Genomic DNA, 20,979 nt, shown 5'->3' on the forward strand with positions numbered 1-20,979 from the left:
ATGTATTGAACATTTGGGTTTGGTATTTTGCCCTTGATGTAAGTCCAACTTTTCCTTCTCCTCAAATTAATTATCTTCGCCTTTGAAATAAACTCAATTATATGCTAAGATTTAGCCTCATTTTAATGTATTTCCTGGTTTTTCCGTTTCCAGGAAACTCGCAGGCACAAGATAAAAAAACAGTCAGCCTCGAAGATGTATTTAAAAACAATACCTTTTCCCAAAAATCCGTCTATGGCATCAACTGGATGAAAGATGGGCAATATTATTCCTCCCTGAATAGAGGCCTGTCCGGACCAATAGTTGTCAAAATCAATGTGGCCACCGGAGAAGAAGCAGGTGTATTGATAGATGGCGGTAAACTAGGCATCAACTTTTCCAGTTATTCTTTTAATCCGGATGAAACAAAAGCACTGATTGCTTCCGATGTGGAAAGTATTTACAGAAGATCATCCAAGGCTGTCTTCCATGTGGTAGATCTAAAAACAGGAACTGCCCAGAAATTAATGGATGGGGAAAAAATTATGTATGCTACCCTTTCCCCTGACAATGATAAGGTGGCATTTGTTAAGGACAATAATTTATTCGTGGTAGAACTTGCTACCAATCAGGTAACCCAGATCACCACAGATGGAAAATGGAACCATATCATCAACGGTGCAGCTGATTGGGTATATGAGGAAGAATTCTCTATGTCCAAAGCCTTTGACTGGTCCAGAGACGGTAAAAAAATAGCCTTCATCCGGTTTGATGAAACAGATGTTCCGGAATTCAACATGCAGACATGGGGAAAACTGTACCCGGAAGATTACCGCTTCAAATATCCAAAAGCCGGTGAAAAAAATTCAGAAGTAAGCATTCATGTCTATGACCTAAGCACCAAACAAACGGTCAAGGTGGATACAGGAGAAGAAAAAGATATTTATCTTCCAAGAATCTATTGGACCAATGACAACAACACCTTGGCGTTTTTAAGGCTCAATAGACTCCAAAACCAACTGGATCTCTTTTATGCCAATGCACAAACCGGAGCATCACGCCTGATTCTTCAGGAAAAATCCAAAACTTATGTGGACTTGGATTACAATGATGATCTAAGATTTCTGGAAGGCAACAAGGGATTTATCAGAACCTCAGAACAGGACGGTTTCAAGCATATTTATCACCATGACAATGAAGGAAAACTCATCCGTCAGATTACTTCAGGAAACTGGGAAGTCACCAATCTGGTAGGGGTTGATGAGAAAAACAGAAAAATCTATTTTATTTCTACTGAAGCCTCTCCTTTGGAAAGAAACCTGTACGTGATCAATCTGGACGGCAAAAACAAAAAGATCCTGACTCCTGAAAAGGGCATGACTTCTGTCAATATGAGCAAGGATTTCAAATACTTCATCGCCAATCATACCAGTGCCAACAGTCCTCTAAGGGTTACCTTGAACGAGGCTTCCGGAAAGTTGGTGAAGGTGTTGGAGGAAAATTCAGAACTCAGGTCAAGATTGGCAGGTTACCGCATTTCGCCAAAAGAGTTCTTTACTTTTAAAACAGTAGACGGCACCTCCCTGAATGCTTATATGATCAAACCTCCTCATTTTGAGGAAGACAAAAAGTATCCTGTCCTGATGTATGTCTATGGAGGTCCAGGCTCCCAAAATGTCACCAATTCCTGGGGCGGCACCCGTGACCTGTGGCATCACCATCTGGCAGCCGAAGGCTATATTGTTGTCTGCGTGGACAACAGAGGCACAGGTGCGAGGGGAAGGGATTTCAAACATGTCACTTATGCCAATTTGGGCAAATACGAAACAGAGGATCAGATTGCCGGCGCTAAATATCTGGGAACGCTGCCTTATGTGGATGCTTCCCGGATAGGGATCTGGGGATGGTCTTATGGAGGTTACATGTCTTCATTGGCACTGATGATCGGAAATGATGTCTTTAAATCAGCGATTGCTGTGGCCCCTGTGACTACCTGGAGGTATTATGACACCATTTACACAGAAAGGTATTTACAAACCCCTCAGTTGAATGCGGCTGGATATGATGATTACAGCCCTATCACACATGTCAACCAATTAAAAGGAAACTATCTTTTGATACATGGAACAGGAGATGACAATGTGCACTTCCAAAATGCGGTGGACCTGGTAGATGCATTGATCAAAGCAGATAAACAGTTTGAAACCATGTACTATCCCAATAGAAACCATGGAATCTATGGGGGCAATACCACATGGCATTTGTACAGCTTGATGACCGATTGGATTAAGAGAAAACTTTGATTCATTGTACCAAGTACCAAGTACAATGTACCAAGTGCTAATCTTGGTACTTGGTGCATTTTTTCTCACTTCATAAAATCATAAGGTAAGCTTCAATTATCAAAAACTTCATCACTTTTTGCAGCTACTTTGCTGTGCTACCTATATGATTGTATAGTGACATAATTTTCAGATTTGCGATGATTAAGCCTTTTTCAGCCTTATCTTTTTTAATACCACATAGAAACATAGTGCACATAGTAGACTTCGGCAATGAAAAACTTATCGCCATAATTTAGTTCTACCGCTATGTGATCTATGTGTCTATGTGGTGAAATGATTTTGAGATTTACAATGATCAAAGCCTTTACTAACATATCTTTCATAAAACCACTTATCAGTAAAATTCTCGTTTAACAACCGATTTTTTGATGTTTTCGATAAAATCCCTATCTTATTTGGCAGTTGAACCCAAAAAACGCATCATGAGAGAAAGATTGAATACCTCTATCCAATCAGCCAGTTTAATCTTGGTAGCGGCAGGACTGGCATGGGTAGTCTGGTCCCAGGACACCACCATGAAGGACATGTTAACCTATTTGGTCATTTTGATGGCTCTAATTGAAAGTTTAAGTTTGTACCTCATAGGAAGGGTCTATCCTGAGAGCCATACTACCTTTAAAATGGGAATTATAGCCACCCTTTTGATCCTTTTGGGTATCAAAATCATGCTTCCAGATTTGTTTATCCCACTGACCATCACTGTTTTTGCCATCAATTTTATGTATACCTTAAATCCGCAGGGCGGATTTAAAAAAAGCCGAAAAAGTGGCTGAATTTATTCAATTCAGGCTTTTCCGGCTCGTTTTTTTTTCACTTATTTAGGTGTTACCACACATCCTTGATAAGCGGTATGAAAATTACGAATTCGACAGAAAAAATCACACCTTTCGGAGGTTTTAATTTTGTTTTTAACTCTTTCAAAAATTCTGGTCTCCCAGAACTCATTGATAATCAATTGGGGGTTAGAGCCTTAAGGGGAGGGTTTTCATACAGTGACATTTTCGCCAATCATATGGCTATTTTCTTTAATGGTGGCGACTGTACTGAAGATATCAATGTTCACTTGAGAGACGCACTTGAACAGGTCCCTTCATTTTCAGTATGCAGTGCCGATACAATTCTGAGAGGTATCAAAGAGCTTGCTGTTGATACAGAACTCTTTATAAATCCGTCCAGTGGAGTAAGCCATGAATTTAATATCAATGGAAAACTCAACAGCTTGTTGTTAAAATCAGCTTGTAAGACCGGATTACTCAAGTCAGGTGTTGCTTACGACCTCGATTATGACAACACCGTCATTCCAACTGAAAAGTACGATTCAAAAAAGACATATAAACACGTCTATGGATATCAGCCAGGTGTAGCTTCCATAGCACATCCTGAATTTTCACAGGCCATTCCTGTGTACGTAGAGGGCAGAAATGGCAACAGTCAGGCCAAATATTTGCAGGCTGATACACTTACACGCATGTTTGGGCAGCTTACCAATGAAAATATCCGTATCGGAAGGTTCAGAGCCGATTCAGCATCCTATCAGGAAGAAGTTCTCCGCACACTGGAAGCACATACCGAAAGCTTTTATATACGGGCAAACAGATGTGCCAAACTGGATAATATCCTTGGAAGTATAGCCCCTGAGAAGTGGCAGAAAATACGTTTGGGTGTACAGGAAATGGAAGTTACTGACCTATCCGACTACAAACCTTTCGGTAAAGACAGGTCTTACAGGCTGGTCATTACCAGAATCAGGCGTAAAGACGGGCAGGCAGATGTGTTTAGTGGAGATGCATTTACTTACAGGGCTATTCTGACCAATGAACATACATCGTCCAATGAAGCTGTTGTAAGGTTTTATAACGCCCGGGGTGCAAGCGAACGCTTGTTTGATGTACTCAACAATGACTTTGGCTGGTCTAAGTTGCCCTGTTCGTTCCTTGCAGAGAATACCTCCTTTATGCTTATGACGGCTATGTATGCCAATTTTTACACCTATATCATTGGAGAGTATTCCAGAAAAGTTGATTGGCTTAAGCCTACCGACAGGCTCAAGAAGTTTATCTTCAGATTTATCACTGTTTCAGCCAAGTGGATAAGAACGGGAAGAAGAGAAGTGCTCAAACTGTTCACGAGTAAGGATTACAAGCCGATTTTGAACTAAATTCAGATAAAAACCCCTCAGGAGCTCAAAAAATAAAGATTTACAGGGAAGAGGTATGCCTTTTCCATTAAAATTGAGGAAAAAAACCGTCCATTTTATCCTCAAACCTAAAATCCATTGTCTCAAAACTATGAACACTCTTCAATCAAAGGGAAGAAATTCCCGAACTAGACCAAAAATGAACACAAACAAGCAGATTCAAATCTCCAAACTAAAATCCTGCGGATTTTAGGGTATAATTTCTATACCAACAGTAAGCGCAGACAAGGAGCTTTCAAAAGAAGAATAGGCAAGAAATTCCGTTGACCATCAAGATCTTCGGCATGTTATTTGAGCAGGGGTTCAGGTAATACCAAAATGGCTATGATGAAGAAATTGATGGTTTTTATTATGCTGTTAGTTCCATTTTATGGATTTTCCCAAGCCAGGCTGGAAAACTTATTGGCTGAGAGGGAAAAAATGCACCGGGAGTGGAAAGCATCTGAAAGTAAAAAAAGCGGAATTTTTGGCAACCGTACCAAAAAAGACATGATCGAAACACATGACTGGATGGCCAGGATCATCCAAAAGGACAATCAGATCATGGATGAGCTCAAGATGTTGAGTGAAATCGAAAAAACGGAAATCACTTACGAGAAAAATGACTACAAATTCATTTCCCAAAAACAGGAAAGGGAAATTGCCATACTAAAGAGGGCCTTGGCAGAAAAAGATCAGGTAGTGGAAGAAAAAAAGTCAGACAAAAGAACCTATGAATGGACCACTTTGATCTTTTTTCTGAGCACTTTGGCTTTTGGTTATTTATATTTTAAAAGAAGAAAATCGGGCTAAACCAACCCGCAACAAAAAAGTATTTAGCGATTTAAAAAAAGAGGCTGTCTCATAAAAAGGGACAGCCTCTACTATTCTTTAATGATTCTTGCCTAGAAGTTGAAATTCAGCCTTGCAAAGATGAACCTCCCGTTGAAGCCCATCTGCTGAACCCTCCTGGAATACACAAATCTTCCCAAACTGAAATTTCCACTATGGGTATGAACATCCTGATATACATCAAATAGGTTATTAGCACCTATATTTAGTCTCATATTATCCGTCAACTTATAACTTACCGTCACGTCCGTCACTACTTTTGGTGAGAAAGTCTGGTCCAAAGTTTCTCTTTGACCGGTAAGCGTATTGACGGGCCAAGTAGCAGGATCCGGGCCCATGGTAGGATCCAGGAACACTACCTGTCCAAACCTTACCGCTCTGTACATAAAAGTGAATTTTCCAATATTGTAATTGGCCATGAAGCTGACCTTATCCCTTGGGTTGGCTACCTCAATCCTACTTTGATCTTCTCTGTTAAAGTAGTTTCCAATCTGACCGGTTTGTTCCAAAATAGGAGAAGCTTTAATTATAGGGTTGCCATCTGCATCTTTCTTAACAGAATTATCAATGAAAGTACCTGCCAAAATCAGGTTCAGTTTTGAGTTATTTCTGAAGAAAAGGTTATAGGTTATCACTGTTTCTATTCCTCTTGCCCTGGTATCAATGGCATTGGTAAAGAAGTTGGCTGTATTGGCATTTGCAGCCCTTAATTTCTCCGCCAAAACAGGATCTCCTCCTGCAGTAAAGTTATTGGTCAAAACAATCCTGTCATCAATATCTATTTGATAGGCATCGATCGTGATTTCCAGATTATTAACAGGCTGCAAGGTGGTGCCTAAGGTAAAGCTTCTGGAAGTCTCCTGCTGAAGGGTAGGGATTCCAAGTATCTGTGCAGGTTCACTGTCATTTCTGAAAGTTCCTGCTTCAACTGGAACCAAACCCTGCCCCGGCAAGGTAACAAAGAGTGTATTTACCCTGGAATAAAAACGCTGTTGCATGGAGGGAGCTCTAAAGCCTGTGGAAGTAGAACCTCTCAATACAAAACCATCCGTGATTTTATACCTTGAAGCCAATTTGTAATTCAATGTACTTCCAAAGTCAGAGTAGTTTTCAAATCTCAAAGCACCTGCTACATTGAGTTTTTCAGTGAATTCCTGTTCTAAATCCAAATACAGACCAATGTTATTTCTTGTCCAGGTGCCTGCAGTGGAAGGGGCAAAACCCGGAAAAACCTGAGCGCCTGCTGCAACTCCGGAATTTGGATCGAAATTCCTGTAAGAAGATTCTTCACCTTGCCTTATGCCAAATCTTTCAACTCTAAACTCTGAACCTGCTGCCACATTCAAGCCTGCCAAAACATCATATTTTCTTGCCACATCAAAATTGACAACATTTTGAAGAAAATTAAGCCCCCCTGCATCAAATTCCCTTTGAAAATTGGGTGTGGAAATAGCCTGGGTGTAGTTGACAGAATTGGTAATCAGAAAATCAAAAATATTCTGCCCATAGGTGTTGGATAAATCAAACCTCCATGATCCAAGATTACCAGTTAGGCCCAAGGTATTGGCAATATCAGAAATATCGGTGTTTATTTCAGGTAAAAATCCATTAGGATAAACCTGGAAAACATTGGCCCTTGCTGCTGCCGGGACAGCATTTGGGTACCTGTAAAAGCCTGCTGCATTTCCTCTTTTATTATTATAGCCCCCAAAAGAGTATAATTCCATTCCATTTTTAAGCGGTAAAGAAAAATTCAACATAATACCTCCGCTATTGATGGCAGAGTTACCTATTCTCATATCAAAATCCTGCCTTGTCAAACCCCTTGCTACAAGCTCCTCTTCGTCCACGTTTTGTCCATTGACCAAAGGAAAAATCTGCCCAGTATAAGTGCCTGAACGGTTGGTATATCCTCTCCTGGAATATTCACCGGTTACGTTAAGAAAACCTTCCTGTCCGATTTTTAATCCATAATTCAATGCAGCACTGACCATATCCCCATCTCTTACACTGGCAAAGGTATCTTCACCCCCATTGATCACATAATCCCTTTGAAAACGGGTTACATGTGTACCTGCCGCCACATTTCCAGAAATACCTTCTGTCTTTTTAAGGACGATATTGATCACGCCCGCAATGGCATCTGAACCATATTGTGCTGCAGCGCCATCTCTCAAAATCTCTATTTTTTCAACTGCATTGGCTGGAATAGCATTCAAGTCTGTACCAACCTGGCCACGGTTTACAGTACCGTTGACGTTTACTAGGGCGGATTGGTGCCTCCTTTTGCCATTGACCAAGACCAAAACCTGATCAGTGCCCAAACCCCTTAGCTGGGCTGGGTCCATATGGTCTGTACCATCAGAAATGGTCTGTCTGCTTGACTGGAAGGAAGGTGCAATATAAGTTAGGATTTGGTTAAGGTCTATCTGTCCCACTGCATCAATTACCTCTGAAACAGGAATGATATCCACAGGAACAGGGGAATCAATTCTGGACCTCGCTCCGACCCTTGTTCCGGTCACAATGATTTCAGAAAGATCAGTATCATCAGATTTTAGGGTAATATTAACTTCATCCCTGTTGGCAATGTTCACCTCTTGGGATCTCATGCCAATAAAAGATATAACAAGGATGTTGCGCCCGGCCGGAACATCCAAAGAAAATTCTCCATTCATGTCAGTTACAGTACCTACAGTAGTCCCTTTTACAAGTACTGCTGCACCGGGCAAACCCATTGGATCATCCTCTGAGAATACCTTTCCCCGAACCATTCTTGTCTGTGCCTGAAGCTCCTGCATCAATGACACAAAACACATCAAAATAATCAGTGATAAAATTTTTCTCATATGCGTTCTTTTTTGTTTAACAAAATCATTTCCGCATAAAACAAAATCAAAAAATCAAAACGAACAAATATTTAAAATAATTTTTATGAATTTTATTGGATATAAAAATTTAACAATGTTTTTTATAGATATTGCCCAATTAAGTGATTTTTAAAAAAAATTCATGAGGCAACTTATTGGTTAATAGTGTATTACGCTATACTTAATTTTTTGTTTCAAAAAAAATTGGACAAAAAAATACCTGCCAGAATCCCGGCAGGTAGATGTTTTTTTTAAGCCTTTTTCCGAAAGAAATAAATCTGATTTTTTATTTCAACCTCGCAATCGGCGTTCTTCCCCCTTTGGTTTTTTCATCGATACTTACCAAAACCTCTGCATCCAATGGCAAAAATATATCCACCCTTGAACCGAATTTGATAAACCCAAATTCCCCACCTTGTGCCAAAGGCGTTCCTTCTTTCACATACCATTTGATCCTGCGGGCAAGGGCACCTGCTATTTGCCTTACTAGTATTTTAACTCCGTTTTGGCTTTTGACAACCATAGTCGTTCTTTCATTTTCAAAACTGGACTTGGGATGCCAGGCAACCAAGTATTTTCCGGGATGGTATTTGAAGTATTCAACAATCCCAGCAATGGGGGAGCGGTTAACATGGACATTGATAGGGGACATGAATATGGAAACCTGCTTTCTTTTTTCATGCAGGTATTCTTCCTCCATGGTTTCTTCAATTACCACTACTTTTCCATCTGCAGGTGCAAATACCAGTTTTTCATCATTAGGCAATTTGATATATGGGCTCCTGAAAAACTGCAGGACGATCAGATAAAGTACAACACTGACCAGTAAAACCACATTCAACACTGTTTCCTGCTCGGGAATCCACTTATTCAATCCGAAATTTATGGCTGCCAATACTATCAGCATCCAAAACAACAATTTTCTTCCTTCTCTATGTATGGTCATGGGATAAGAATTTAAAAGGGTGTAGGAGACTTGCTCCCACACCCCAAATATAGTAAACTTTCTATTTTGACTGTTTTTAGAAGCCGCCCCTGAAGGTATAGGTTTTTGCTACTTTATCAATGGCGACAATGTAAGCGGCAATTCTCATAGGCACATTGTATTTTACAGAAGCTTGATAGACATGGTCAAAAGCATCTTTCATGATCCTATCAGATCTCCTGTTTACCCTTTCAGCTGTCCACTTATAGCCTAGCCTATTTTGTACCCATTCGAAATATGAAACAGTTACACCACCTGCATTGGCAAGGATATCAGGAACAGCCATAATACCTTTTTCATTGATGATGGCATCAGCCTTGGCAGAAGTAGGCCCATTAGCACCTTCTACAATAAGCTTGGCCTTAATTTTTTCCACATTTTTAATGGTGATCACATCCTCCACAGCAGCAGGAACCAATACATCTACATTCAGTTCCAACAGCTCCATCGGATCGGCCATTTTTTCGGCACCTTTATATCCTTCCAAAGTACCGTTGTTGCTATCCCTGTATGCAATAGCTTCCTGTATATTGATACCATTGTCATTATGGTAAGCTCCGGAAATATCGGAAATTGCTACTACTTTCAACCCTCTTTCTTCCAAAAGCTGTGCAGCCCAGGATCCTACGTTCCCAAAGCCCTGTACTGCGCAAGTGGCCTGAAAAGGATTGATTTTAAGTTTCTGCATAGCTGACAGTGCGGTCACCATCACCCCTCTTCCGGTAGCTTCTGTTCTTCCCAAAGATCCACCCAATACCAAGGGCTTTCCGGTTACTACTGCATTTACGGTCATTCCATGGGCCTTAGAATATTCATCCATTAACCAGGCCATTTCTCTAGGTCCTGTACCCATGTCAGGTGCCGGGATATCTTTATCGGGACCAAATACATCAATCATGGCCAAGGTGTAGGCACGCATCAGTCTTTCAATTTCACCCTTGGACATTTCTCTTGGATTACAACGAACCCCCCCTTTACCTCCGCCATAGGGTATATCCACTACCGCACATTTCCAGGTCATCCAAGCTGCCAATGCCCTTACTTCATCCAAATGAACATCTGGCGCAAAACGGATACCTCCTTTGGCTGGGCCTAAAATATTGGAGTGAATAACACGGATTCCTTCAAACACCCGGATTTTTCCATCGTCCATGGTGATTGGTAGGGAAACAATGACTTGTTTGGCGGGATTTTTCAGCACATTATAGACTTCGTCAGAAAGTCCTAACTTTTCGGCTGCGATGTTAAATCTTTCCATCATGGACTCCAAAGGATTTTCTTTATCCTTAATGGGAGCCGGTTCAATGTAAGCCATATTGGGTTTATTTAGTTGAATAGTTCAATTATGATACAATATTAATGAGTTTTTTAATATCTATCGGTGATTTTAAAAGATTTTCAAAAACGAGGCAATGAAAGGAGCTGATAATAACAATCCGTCAAAACGGTCCATAAATCCACCATGCCCTGGAAGGGCTCTTCCAGAGTCTTTGATCTCAATACTTCTCTTAAAAAGGGACTCTATCAAATCCCCATAAGTGCCAGCTATGATAATGATAGTGGCTATACATAACCATTTCCAATCCGGCAATGCGGTGAAGGTTTGCGCAAGAATATAGGCAACCAAAAATGCCAAAGCTGCACCACCCAAAAATCCTTCCCATGATTTCTTGGGAGATACCCTTTCAAACAATTTGGTTTTCCCAAATTTGGTTCCTGCAAAATAAGCACCCGTATCACTGGCCCAAAGAATCAGCAAAGAACCTAGTATGATTTCATAATGGAACGTGTCATCCACTGAGAAAGCTGCCACATTCAACATGGAAAATGGTACCGCCACATAAAAAATCCCCAAGAAAGTAAATGCCACGCCTGTGAATGGCTTTTTGTCAGATTTGCGGTAAAGTTTGATAAAAAACACCAGGGAAGCCAAGGGGAAAATCAGGAAGTAATATTTGTCTTCCAAGTGGCCAATACCCACCAGAAAAGACAAGGTAAAAATGGTAATCCCCAGAAATGTTCCAAAGCTTTTCAAAGGCAACATACCGTCAAGGCCCGTCAGTCTGTAAAATTCCATTTGGGAAAACCCCAAAATCAGGCCAAAAATCAGGAAATAAAGCCAAGGGCTAACAATAGAACCTGCAATGATAATGGCCGCACCAATAATTGCCGTAATGACCCTTTGCCCCAAATTACTGTAATTGTTGATATTGAAGCGGTCACGCATTCGAAAAGGAGATCTCATTCTTCACAATATTTATGGCCCTGAGCACATCATTCACAGGTACCATCACCTCATAATGTCCATGAATCTGATAGACAGATTCTTTTTTGTTGACGATCACTGCAGGGATATCATTGTCACCGAGTACCCCCTTGACTATTTCTGCCCTTACAGGGGAATTGTCCTCAAAGATTTTCTGCCAATCCATCATCCAATTTAAAATTTCTGTGGTTTTCCTTAAAAGCCTTAAGGCCAATAAGAAGCCCCGCTAGACCAACCATAGCCAAAGGCCAACCTACTTGGTCCGTTTTTTCGATATCGAAATCAATAATGCCCAAATTACCCAGATAAACCAAAGTAACTGTAAAGGAATTGTTCAAAATATGAGCAATTATCGGATAAACCAAACTACCGGAATAGAAATAAAGATACCCGAATATTGCCCCTAAGACCATCCTCGGAAATAAACCATAAAACTGAAAATGTATGGCCGAAAAAATAAATGCCGAAATCCAAACTGCCAAATGAATATTATGGGTATAAATATACATTTTAGGCTGAAGGACTCCCCTAAAAAAAACTTCTTCGGCAACACCTGCAAGAATGCCAATCACAAGTATGCCTATTATAAACTCCAGGGGTGACTGGAAGTCTGTCAAAAACTTGGTCAGGGCCATTCGGTTTTCTTCGGCATCCTTCATCATGCGCTCCAAGGCAGACCAATTTTCCGGGAGCGAAATGTTTGCATTCCAGTCTATAATTACAGAATTGAAAAGCATGCTCCCGAACATGATAAACAACAAAATAATGAAACCCATGAACTTAAACCGGGACTTTTGTTGTTTCCACCCGACATCGGCTTTCTCAATAAACTTGGCAATAAGTATGGCCGAAACCAGAAAAGCGAGCCCCGCACTAATGGCCTGAACAAAATAGAGGGCATATTTGGCAAGGGGGTGATTGGAATCACCGGTGAATATTTCCACTATTTCATCCAAAGGAATTTGAAAGAGGGGAGGTATTAAAATTAAAGCGATCGATTGTAACACAATCATCACACCAACGGTTACCAATAACATCATCAGTAAGGACAAAAACCATGACCTTTTGGATGCAATTGGAGCTTGGGTTTTATATATCTGCATAATTGCGGTAAATTTACAGGAAAATTACAAATCAGAAGTGGTTAAGATAGGAAACTTGGAATTGGGAGAATTCCCATTGCTTTTGGCCCCCATGGAGGACGTGAGTGATCCTCCTTTCAGAGCGGTCTGCAAAGAAAATGGCGCTGACCTGATGTTTACAGAATTCATCAGCTCTGAAGGACTGATACGTGATGCAGCCAAAAGCGTTCAGAAACTGGATATTTTCGAATATGAAAGGCCTATTGGCATCCAGATTTTTGGCAATGAAATCGAATCCATGAGGGAAGCTGCCGCTATAGCGGAGGCAGCTGGACCTGATATCCTAGACATCAACTATGGCTGTCCTGTACACAAAGTGGCCTGTAAAGGTGCGGGTGCCGGAATTCTCCTCGATATTGACAAAATGGTTTCCATGACGGCTGAGATAGTCAAAAGGGTAAATATCCCGGTTACAGTAAAAACAAGATTAGGATGGTCACATGACACGATCCGTATTGTGGAAGTTGCCGAGCGCTTGCAGGATGTCGGCATACAGGCCATCAGCATACATGCCAGGACCCGACAGCAAATGTACAAAGGAGAGGCGGATTGGTCTTACCTGAATAAAGTCAAGGAAAACCCACGTCTAAAAATTCCTGTTTTCGGAAATGGTGACATAGACAGCCCTGAAAAAGCCCTGGAATATCGCCAAAAATACAATGTTGACGGAATGATGATAGGCCGTGCTTCTATTGGTTACCCCTGGATTTTCAATGAAATCAAACATTTTTTTGATAAAGGGGAAAAACTGGCAGGGCCCGATCTTGAGGAAAGGATTCTGGTTACTAAAAAGCATTTGGACTTTTCCGTGAAGTGGAAAGGCGAAAAACAGGGAATATTGGAAATGAGAAGACATTATACCAACTACTTCCGTGGGATGCCCAACTTCAAACCTTTCAGAACGAGAATGGTCACAGCAGAAACTTATGCAGAAGTTTCAGCTATTCTGGAAGAAGTAGGGGAAGTTTTTGCAGATTATCAGTTCTAAAATCAATAAAATAAAAACCTACAATTCATCAGGTGATCTGAACCGCCCGGATAACCTGATGATTGGATTAGAGCAGGAGGCCTTACTTTTGTTGGTTCCTATTAAGTCCCTTAATAAAATTTCAAATGTCAAGAGATATTCAATCTGAAAGCGCCTTGAAAGCCTGGGGTTTCCTTGTGATTTTGGCGCTGATTTGGGGCAGCTCCTTTATTCTCATCAAAAGAGGCCTTGAGGTTTTTTCACCTGGTGAAGTCGGGGCATTCAGGATTGTAGCAGCAGGATTGTTTTTACTTCCATTGTCCCTACCCAAGCTCAAAAATCTGAACAAAAAGCAAATCAAAAACCTGATAACCGTGGGGATGGTTGGAAGTTTTATTCCGGCATTTTTATTTGCCAAAGCGCAGACCCAACTTAGTTCAGCCCTTACAGGAGTATTCAATGCCATGACCCCACTTTTTGTGGTACTTATTGGGGCCTTGTTTTTCAATTCAAAAATAACCAAAAAGAATGCCCTGGGCCTTTTTATTGCATTTATCGGTGTCGTAATATTATTGACAGTAAAAGAAGGGGTAGGCATTGGCTCCTTTACTGACATCAATGCTTATGCATTTTTCGTATTACTGGCCTGTGCCTGCTATGGACTGAACCTCAACATCATTAAGTTCAGATTTGTTGAATTAAAACCAGTAGCCATTACAGCCATTTCACTTACCTTGGTATTGCCTTTGGCTTTGATCTATCTTTTTTCTTATACCCAGTTTTCTTTTAAAATCCTTCATGTAGAAGGGGCAGTTATGGCGGCAGGTTATATCGCCATTTTAGGAGTTGTTGGTACCGCTTTGGCCCTCATTCTTTTCAATGTTATGGTCAAGGTTGCCACCCCGGTTTTTGCCAGTTCTGTGACTTATTTAATCCCAATTGTTGCCATTATGTGGGGGCTTTTCGATGGAGAACAGCTCTTGGCAGGGCATTATCTGGGAATTGCCGCTGTGATATTTGGTGTTTGGGTCGGAAATAGAAGGTAGGTTAATCCTCTTCTTTCCTTCGTGGAACTTTCGGTTGTCCGAGACCAACACTTCCTTTCAGACCGGATACTGTTGTCCTCCACCAATAGTTAAAAATAAACCTGTCTGAATCCCTTTGATGGTAGATATTGGATTGCACAGTTCCACCTATAAATTTTCTTGGATTATTTGACCTAACGGCAAATGTATTCAGGACAAAAGTCAATATGCGGCTCCTTCCCCTACCTCTTTCCAAGGTTCTTACCTCAAGCAATTCCAGATTAAGACCACTGTACAACAGTTTCATCTTACCAAAAGCTTCTCTTTCATTGGCTGTAAATGACCAATCCCCACTGTTGATCCTTCCGGCCCTGACACGGACAAATGCATTATATTTCAGGATAGAATTGATCAAATCCAGGTCAAATTCCCCCAATTGGGCATTGATATTCATGCGATATGGCTCATCAAAATAGAGCCTCCCCTGAAGACTGATAGGCGCTTCTCCATTGATCTTGGCATTGGCCAATAATTGTGATTCTCTTACATAATAAGTTTCAGCCCCCTTCCCTAAGTGAAATGGCGCAAGCAAGGCATCCAATTCTGAAAAATAAATTTCTCCTGGCACCATCCCTTTTTCAGGAAATTCCAAATAAACAATCTTTGCATCTTTGACCAGCAAAGTGTCAATTTTTGCAATTACACCAATGTTTTTCATCAGTTCCTGCGGCATTGGCTTAAACACATAATTTGGTCTTTCAAATCTCTTGTCCCGGAAAAACTCCCCTTCAATACCTTCCAAAACAACCAGATCAGCCTCCATGATTTCTTGCTCAATAAGTTTATCCAGATCTGGTTTTTTTATTCGGACCTCAGGAATTTGAATTCTCGCGACGTCAGTTTGGTATCCCACTTTCCTTGCATAATGGTATTTTCCAATTCTTGGACCATAAGACACATCCCTGAGCACAATTTCCTCATTGTTAACCGCTACCCTACCAACAGAAATACTGTTCAGGCTATCTTTTAACAGCAGCTGAAAATTTGGGAAATCAAGCTGAAAATCTTTCTTCAAAATAGCCTGCCTGGAAAGACCACTAAGATCAACTAAATTAAAAGCAAGATCTTTGAAACCTAAGTTCAAATCTTTTATCTCCTGGGGAGCTTTGGAACCGTCTTTTTGAAAAATAGATATCTTCCCTTCTACCAACTCAAATTCATCAACCTGTATTGATTCAAGGATTTCTTTTTTATCATCGATTGACTTTTCCTTCCTTCCTGAAGGCTTTGCCTGATCGACAAAAATTTCCAGATCAGGTCTAAACAACCTTAATTCCGTAATCCATAAATCCTTGCTTTTTTGAATTTCTGAAAGGGATTTGGTTTTGATCAATGCCCTCGGAATATGACCTGAGAAAATAGGCCTTCCGGGATTGCCCGATAGTTCCTCCGGAATTATCCTGAAATTATTTAACAAAACCCCTTCATACCGGGTATCCAATTCCACTTTGGAGAAAGTAATCCGGTGAATGCTGTCATTTAGCGTAAGCCAAAATTCATCTATACCCAGTGACATGGCATTGAAAAAGCCAGCTATATCCCCATTAGAAATTTTGGCAGAATCCAACAAGAACGAATAAATAGAAAGGTCAATCCGGGTATTGATCAACTCCCTTTGGGCACCTTTTTCACGGAAAGCAAGGTTAAACTGTGCTTTCTCTGCCTGAATGGTATCGATGCTCACGACATCGATTGTTTTTGGAAGCTCCCTACCCCTTCTTTGTCTCCTCGCTGAGCTCCTGACACTTTCCTGAAGATCGTTATTGATAAGTACCTCAACTTTTGAGTCTAATAGCCTGACCTTCTCCAAGCTGAGGCTGTTATCAAAAAGAAATGCCTCAAGGTCCACACCCCTAAAAGTTAGCTCAGGTATATTGGCCGTCACCCGGGTTTTGTCCTGAATGTTCAAATTGGGATTGAGCCTAACATTAGAAACAATGATTTCTTCTCTTGCTGTATTGAAATTGATTCTTTCGGCAAGTAGATTGTATTTACCATCAGCAATATTGAACACATAATTATTCAGCCTTAAGTCCACCTCCTCGGAGAACAAAAACCGGACATTTTCAGGATCAGTTTCTTCATGGATATGGAAATTCCTAACGGTGATGGACACATTCTCTTCTGAAAAAGTTTTGATCCTATCTCTTCCAAAACCTTCATAATTCAATGTCCCATTTTGAATACTCAGACTACCGATATTTACCTCCCTAAAATAATTGGTCAGCAAATCCAGGATTTCTTTTTGGTCTACTTCTTTTTCCTCTTCTTCTTCCGAAGAAACCGCCCTATACTTATTAATATTTATTCTAGGAGCAGGAACCGTAATCCTGTCTATTCTGAGCACTTCATCAAAATAAGCATCCCTAATCCCAACTCCCCTTGCCCGAAAACGGGGAACAAAAATATCGAGAATGGTAGTCCTTCCATACCTGTCCAGGGCGGTTTGGGTCTGATCTGGATTAAAATGGCTGATGGCAAAACCATCTATGTCCAGTTCTGAAGTTTTGGTGTTCAGATAAACCCTGTCCGCTTTGAACATATGCAGGTTATCTGCCAACTTCAAGGCGTAATCCCTAAGTTCTAATTGTAAATTTTCCGCCCAAAAAAAGCTTCGGGTATCAGCGGTCCCTGTATCATCATCTATTGCAAAATTTTCCAATACAAGATTGACTTTACCAAATGAAAGACTGTCCTGTCTGACCCTTAACCTATTGTCCACCACCAATGACCCTTCCTTAATTTCAAACCGCTGCACATAAATCGCATCAAGGTATTCAGAATAAAAATCAGAGAAATCAAATCCCATGCTCCCATCCTGTTTGGCCTTTACATCTTTCAAAAGAATTTCTGGACCTTCTACGGTGATATCTTTTACATCCACAATTCCATCATTATATATCTTTTTGAGGTTCGCTTGTGTGATGCTCACTTGTGGCACAGTGATCTCCAGTCGGGTCTGACCTTTTATGGAATCTGGCGCTTCCAAGGGAAAAAGATGGAAATCCTCAATTTTGATTTCATCTTCTTTGGACGAAAGCAATACAAAATCAGCTGTAATCCAATGAATACTATCTGCCAAAGCCAAATCAACCCCTGATAGCTCCACTTTTGCCTGATTGGCATAAAAAAACTGATTTTCCTTTTTGGTTACTTCAGGGCCAACATAAAAATCCTGCATGTTGAAATCAATTCTTTTGGCCCTGATCCTAAACTTATCGTCTTCTGCTATGCTCCTTTGGGCAAATTCTCCATTTTCAATATCCAGCTTCTTAATCTGAATGGACACCAATATACCATCAATCAAATCGTAAAGCTCAAAAGGCTTGATCCCCGTTTCCCTTTCCTCACTAGATTTTCGGTTTCCTACAAAAAGATCAAATTTTGGATGTTGAAGTTTCAGGTGTCCGATTTCTACTTCAGAGGTATAAAAAACCTTATTGATATCTGCATCGCTCAAAAGCAGGTCTTTCAAGCTTGCCTGAAAATAACTTTCTGAAAAACGTGAAAAATCAGGTTCAATCAATAGGTTTTTAGCCTGAATAAATTGTTCAAGAGACGAAACCTTTAATTGCTGTGCCTTAATATTATGCACGCTATCTGCCAACAACAGCTCAAAATTTTCAATTTCAAAAAAGAAACCCTCCGCATTGAATGGTGTTGCAGGTTCTCTATCCTTCAAAAGTTGGATGTTTTTAACCAATAAGCTGGAATTCTCAGCCTTGATACTTCTCTGCGCAATAAAATTGCGAATAAGTAAATCAGCATTATTGATTTTTAGGGATTTGATGCGAATATCTTGAATGGTGGATTGAAGGAATGATTTCTTGATTTCATTCTGAAGTATTTCCAGCGGAGATAATTGAATCTGCTCTTCTCCCTCATCTGAAATTTTCAATCGGAAATCCACCACCGGTGATTCCAATTCTATTTTGCCCACGACCAATTCTTTCTTCCTGAGCAGGTAATTGAAGCCCTTTAGGCTGATGCTCGGAAATTCAAGGTTGTAGTAGGCAATATTTTCCAGCAATTGGATTTTTTCATCTACTGGATTAATGGTCAAACCTTTAAAGGAAACCCCTCTTTGTAAAAACAGGATATGGAACCTTTCAAAATCTATCTCATATTTTTCTTCTGAAGCGGTCCTGACCTTTTCCTTGATATAATTTCTCAGGAAATAATTCGCTCCGAAATAAAAAGACAGCTGAAGAAATAGAAGGACTAATACCAAAATCCCAAGAACCCGGATAAACTTCCTTTGATACCACTTTCTTTGAGATCTTTCTTTTGTATTGTCTTCCATTACCTAAAATTTCCGATGCAAATTTAATACTAATGTCGCTGAAAAATATACCCTTATAAAATGATTCTCCACATAAACTCAAAAAGGCAATCTTACCCAATTCTATTGAACGGGCAAGATCACCTTCCAGGTTTTCTTTACTATAATTAGTTGATGCTGTAGGAGAAGGATTCGAACCTCCACGGGGTAGTTAGGCAACACTAGAGCTCTTGGTGCGCTTTCTCCATGGATCCCCACCCCCGAGACAGGAGGGCTTGTCTGCCAATTTCAACATCCTACAGTGCGGGCCTTTTGATTTAAAAGACAGGTCAAAATTAATAAAGCGATTCTTTTTTTAAAATTTTTTCAACACAAATACTATTTTTTTACATTATTTTTATCTAAAACTCATTATAAATGAAATTTCAATAATAAATTATAGGATTTCAAGAGACTCATTAAAAATTCCGCAATCGATTTTTTCTAATCTGGAGAAGCTATTCCTACAAAATTCTATGTCTTTTACGGTTTCTAAGAAAATGTTGAGATAAGAAATGAAAATAAAAAAAAGCTGTGAAACAAGATTCCACAGCTTTAGTCAATTAACAATAAACCCAAAATAACCTGATGTAGGAGAAGGATTCGAACCTTCGAGGCAGATACCTCACCAGCGTTTTTCACCCCACATGTACTATCAATACAATATATCCTTATTGGTGGTTCAAAATTAACCCCGAATCTCAAATTTTACAAACTTCACAAAAATTTAAATAAAAAATTACAGATTTTTTATTTTTGTGCTTAAAAAATATAAATTCATTATCGAAAATCGATTGCGGAAGCTCTCACTTTGAAAACTTGATAAAGAAAAACGGGTTTCCAACTCAGATTATAAATAAAATCCTATTCTTAAACCCTTCTAATTTTACCTTTTCAAATAAAAAACAATCTTTTTTACAGATTTCAGGTTTCAAATTTTACATAATTCTCCCATTTTTCTAAAACTGTGGAAAAATCTTGCGGTAATGCTGCTTCAAAATAAAGTTTCTTTTTGGTGACTGGATGGACAAATCCCAAAGACATGGCATGAAGGGCCTGCCGTGGCATGATATCAAAACAGTTCTGGACAAAAGCCTTATATTTGGAAAATTGCGTGCCCTTCCTGATTTTATCTCCACCATAGAGCGCATCATTGAAAAGCGGGTGTCCGATAAACTTCATATGGGCCCTGATCTGATGTGTCCTTCCCGTTTCCAGATTGCACTGGATCAAAGACACGTACCTCAGCCTTTTCAAAACTTTCCAATGGGTGACTGCGTGTTTCCCTTGACTACCGTCTGGATAAGCGTCCATGACCTTCCTGTCTTTGGCACTCCTCCCCACATGAGCCCTGATGGTTCCCTCCTCTTCTTTTGGTTCTCCCCATACTAAGGCCAGATAGGTCCGGTCAATATGGTGGTGAAAAAACTGATTGGCCAAATCAGTCATAGCCAACTCAGACTTGGCAACGACCAATAAGCCTGAAGTATCCTTATCAATTCGGTGAACCAATCCTGGTCTTCCCGTATTTCCCGGCAGTGTTGGCAGTTGATTGAAATAATAAACTAACGCATTGACCAAAGTTCCGGTCCAATTGCCATGCGCCGGGTGTACCACCATACTAGCAGGTTTGTTCACTACCAACAAATGCTCATCTTCATAAACGATGTCCAAAGGAATTTTTTCAGGAACGACTTCTGTATCTCTGGGCGGTTTTTCCAGAAACACCTTGATTTCATCAAATGGCTTGACTTTGTAGTTGGACTTGGTAGGTTTACCATTTACCAGGACATTTCCTGCCTCTATAGCATTTTGAACCTTATTGCGGGTTGCATTGGCCACTTTGTCCGTCAGAAATTTATCAATTCGGGTCAAACTCTGCCCTTTGTCTACCACAAAGCTAAAATGCTCAAAGAGTTCTAGCTCTTCTTCCTCGTCAAGAATTTCGTTTTCAAAGTCTTTTGCCATTCCGCAAAAATAAGGGCATTTGC

14 protein-coding genes are annotated in these 20,979 nt (G+C 40.2%); 6 read left to right on the plus strand and 8 right to left on the minus strand.

The window, feature by feature from the left end; translation table 11 throughout:
• The first annotated feature begins 125 nt into the window (after nucleotides 1–125).
• The 4 genes from BC751_RS02260 to BC751_RS02275 all read left to right on the plus strand — a co-directional run bounded on the left by BC751_RS02260 (nucleotide 126) and on the right by BC751_RS02275 (nucleotide 5,313).
• Nucleotides 126–2,282 (plus strand): S9 family peptidase, encoded by a 2,157-nt coding sequence (locus BC751_RS02260; RefSeq protein ID WP_423191591.1) that lies wholly within the window; start codon nucleotides 126–128, stop codon nucleotides 2,280–2,282.
• Between the two features lie 410 nt (nucleotides 2,283–2,692).
• Nucleotides 2,693–3,097: a hypothetical protein gene (locus BC751_RS02265; protein WP_242617336.1), complete on the plus strand. Its 405-nt coding sequence runs from the start codon at nucleotides 2,693–2,695 to the stop codon at nucleotides 3,095–3,097.
• A 77-nt stretch (nucleotides 3,098–3,174) separates the two neighbouring features.
• Nucleotides 3,175–4,482: an IS1380 family transposase gene (locus BC751_RS02270; protein ID WP_130273823.1), complete on the plus strand. Its 1,308-nt coding sequence runs from the start codon at nucleotides 3,175–3,177 to the stop codon at nucleotides 4,480–4,482.
• A 366-nt stretch (nucleotides 4,483–4,848) separates the two neighbouring features.
• On the plus strand, nucleotides 4,849–5,313 hold the full coding sequence (locus BC751_RS02275; protein WP_165389879.1) for a Clp protease ClpB: 465 nt from the start codon (nucleotides 4,849–4,851) through the stop codon (nucleotides 5,311–5,313).
• A gap of 92 nt (nucleotides 5,314–5,405) precedes the next feature.
• Here the strand turns inward: BC751_RS02275 and BC751_RS02280 are convergent, their stop codons facing one another.
• The 6 genes from BC751_RS02280 to BC751_RS02305 form a co-directional block, all read right to left on the minus strand.
• On the minus strand, nucleotides 5,406–8,201 hold the full coding sequence (locus BC751_RS02280) for a TonB-dependent receptor (protein WP_130274134.1): 2,796 nt from the start codon (nucleotides 8,199–8,201) through the stop codon (nucleotides 5,406–5,408).
• Nucleotides 8,202–8,508: 307 nt separating this feature from the next.
• Complete coding sequence (locus tag BC751_RS02285; protein WP_130274135.1) at nucleotides 8,509–9,168, minus strand: phosphatidylserine decarboxylase family protein; 660 nt, start codon at nucleotides 9,166–9,168, stop codon at nucleotides 8,509–8,511.
• A gap of 76 nt (nucleotides 9,169–9,244) precedes the next feature.
• A complete protein-coding gene (locus tag BC751_RS02290) occupies nucleotides 9,245–10,522 on the minus strand; it encodes a Glu/Leu/Phe/Val family dehydrogenase (RefSeq protein ID WP_130274136.1) in 1,278 nt (425 codons plus the stop codon).
• A gap of 72 nt (nucleotides 10,523–10,594) precedes the next feature.
• Complete coding sequence (locus tag BC751_RS02295) at nucleotides 10,595–11,452, minus strand: phosphatidate cytidylyltransferase (protein ID WP_242617337.1); 858 nt, start codon at nucleotides 11,450–11,452, stop codon at nucleotides 10,595–10,597.
• Nucleotides 11,427–11,642 (minus strand): putative signal transducing protein, encoded by a 216-nt coding sequence (locus BC751_RS02300; protein ID WP_130274137.1) that lies wholly within the window; start codon nucleotides 11,640–11,642, stop codon nucleotides 11,427–11,429. Before BC751_RS02300 ends, BC751_RS02295 begins: the two co-directional genes overlap by 26 nt.
• Nucleotides 11,617–12,576 (minus strand): CPBP family intramembrane glutamic endopeptidase, encoded by a 960-nt coding sequence (locus BC751_RS02305; protein WP_130274138.1) that lies wholly within the window; start codon nucleotides 12,574–12,576, stop codon nucleotides 11,617–11,619. Before BC751_RS02305 ends, BC751_RS02300 begins: the two co-directional genes overlap by 26 nt.
• A 37-nt stretch (nucleotides 12,577–12,613) precedes the next feature.
• Here BC751_RS02305 and dusB point away from each other — a divergent pair, with 37 nt between their 5' ends.
• Nucleotides 12,614–13,603 (plus strand): tRNA dihydrouridine synthase DusB, encoded by a 990-nt coding sequence (dusB, locus tag BC751_RS02310; protein ID WP_130274139.1) that lies wholly within the window; start codon nucleotides 12,614–12,616, stop codon nucleotides 13,601–13,603.
• 125 nt (nucleotides 13,604–13,728) lie between these two features.
• The gene (locus BC751_RS02315) at nucleotides 13,729–14,628 is read left to right on the plus strand and encodes a DMT family transporter (RefSeq protein WP_130274140.1); all 900 of its coding nucleotides are present in this window, start codon (nucleotides 13,729–13,731) and stop codon (nucleotides 14,626–14,628) included.
• Between the two features lies 1 nt (nucleotide 14,629).
• Here BC751_RS02315 and BC751_RS02320 read toward each other — a convergent pair whose 3' ends face one another.
• Nucleotides 14,630–18,970 carry a hypothetical protein gene (locus BC751_RS02320; protein WP_130274141.1) on the minus strand — a complete coding sequence of 1,447 codons (4,341 nt, stop codon included), beginning with the start codon at nucleotides 18,968–18,970 and terminating at the stop codon, nucleotides 14,630–14,632.
• Between the two features lie 942 nt (nucleotides 18,971–19,912).
• On the minus strand, nucleotides 19,913–20,956 hold the full coding sequence (locus tag BC751_RS02325) for an RluA family pseudouridine synthase (RefSeq protein ID WP_130274142.1): 1,044 nt from the start codon (nucleotides 20,954–20,956) through the stop codon (nucleotides 19,913–19,915).
• Nucleotides 20,957–20,979 lie beyond the last annotated feature (23 nt).

It is taken from the genome of Cecembia calidifontis (assembly GCF_004216715.1).
Classification (GTDB): domain Bacteria; phylum Bacteroidota; class Bacteroidia; order Cytophagales; family Cyclobacteriaceae; genus Cecembia_A; species Cecembia_A calidifontis.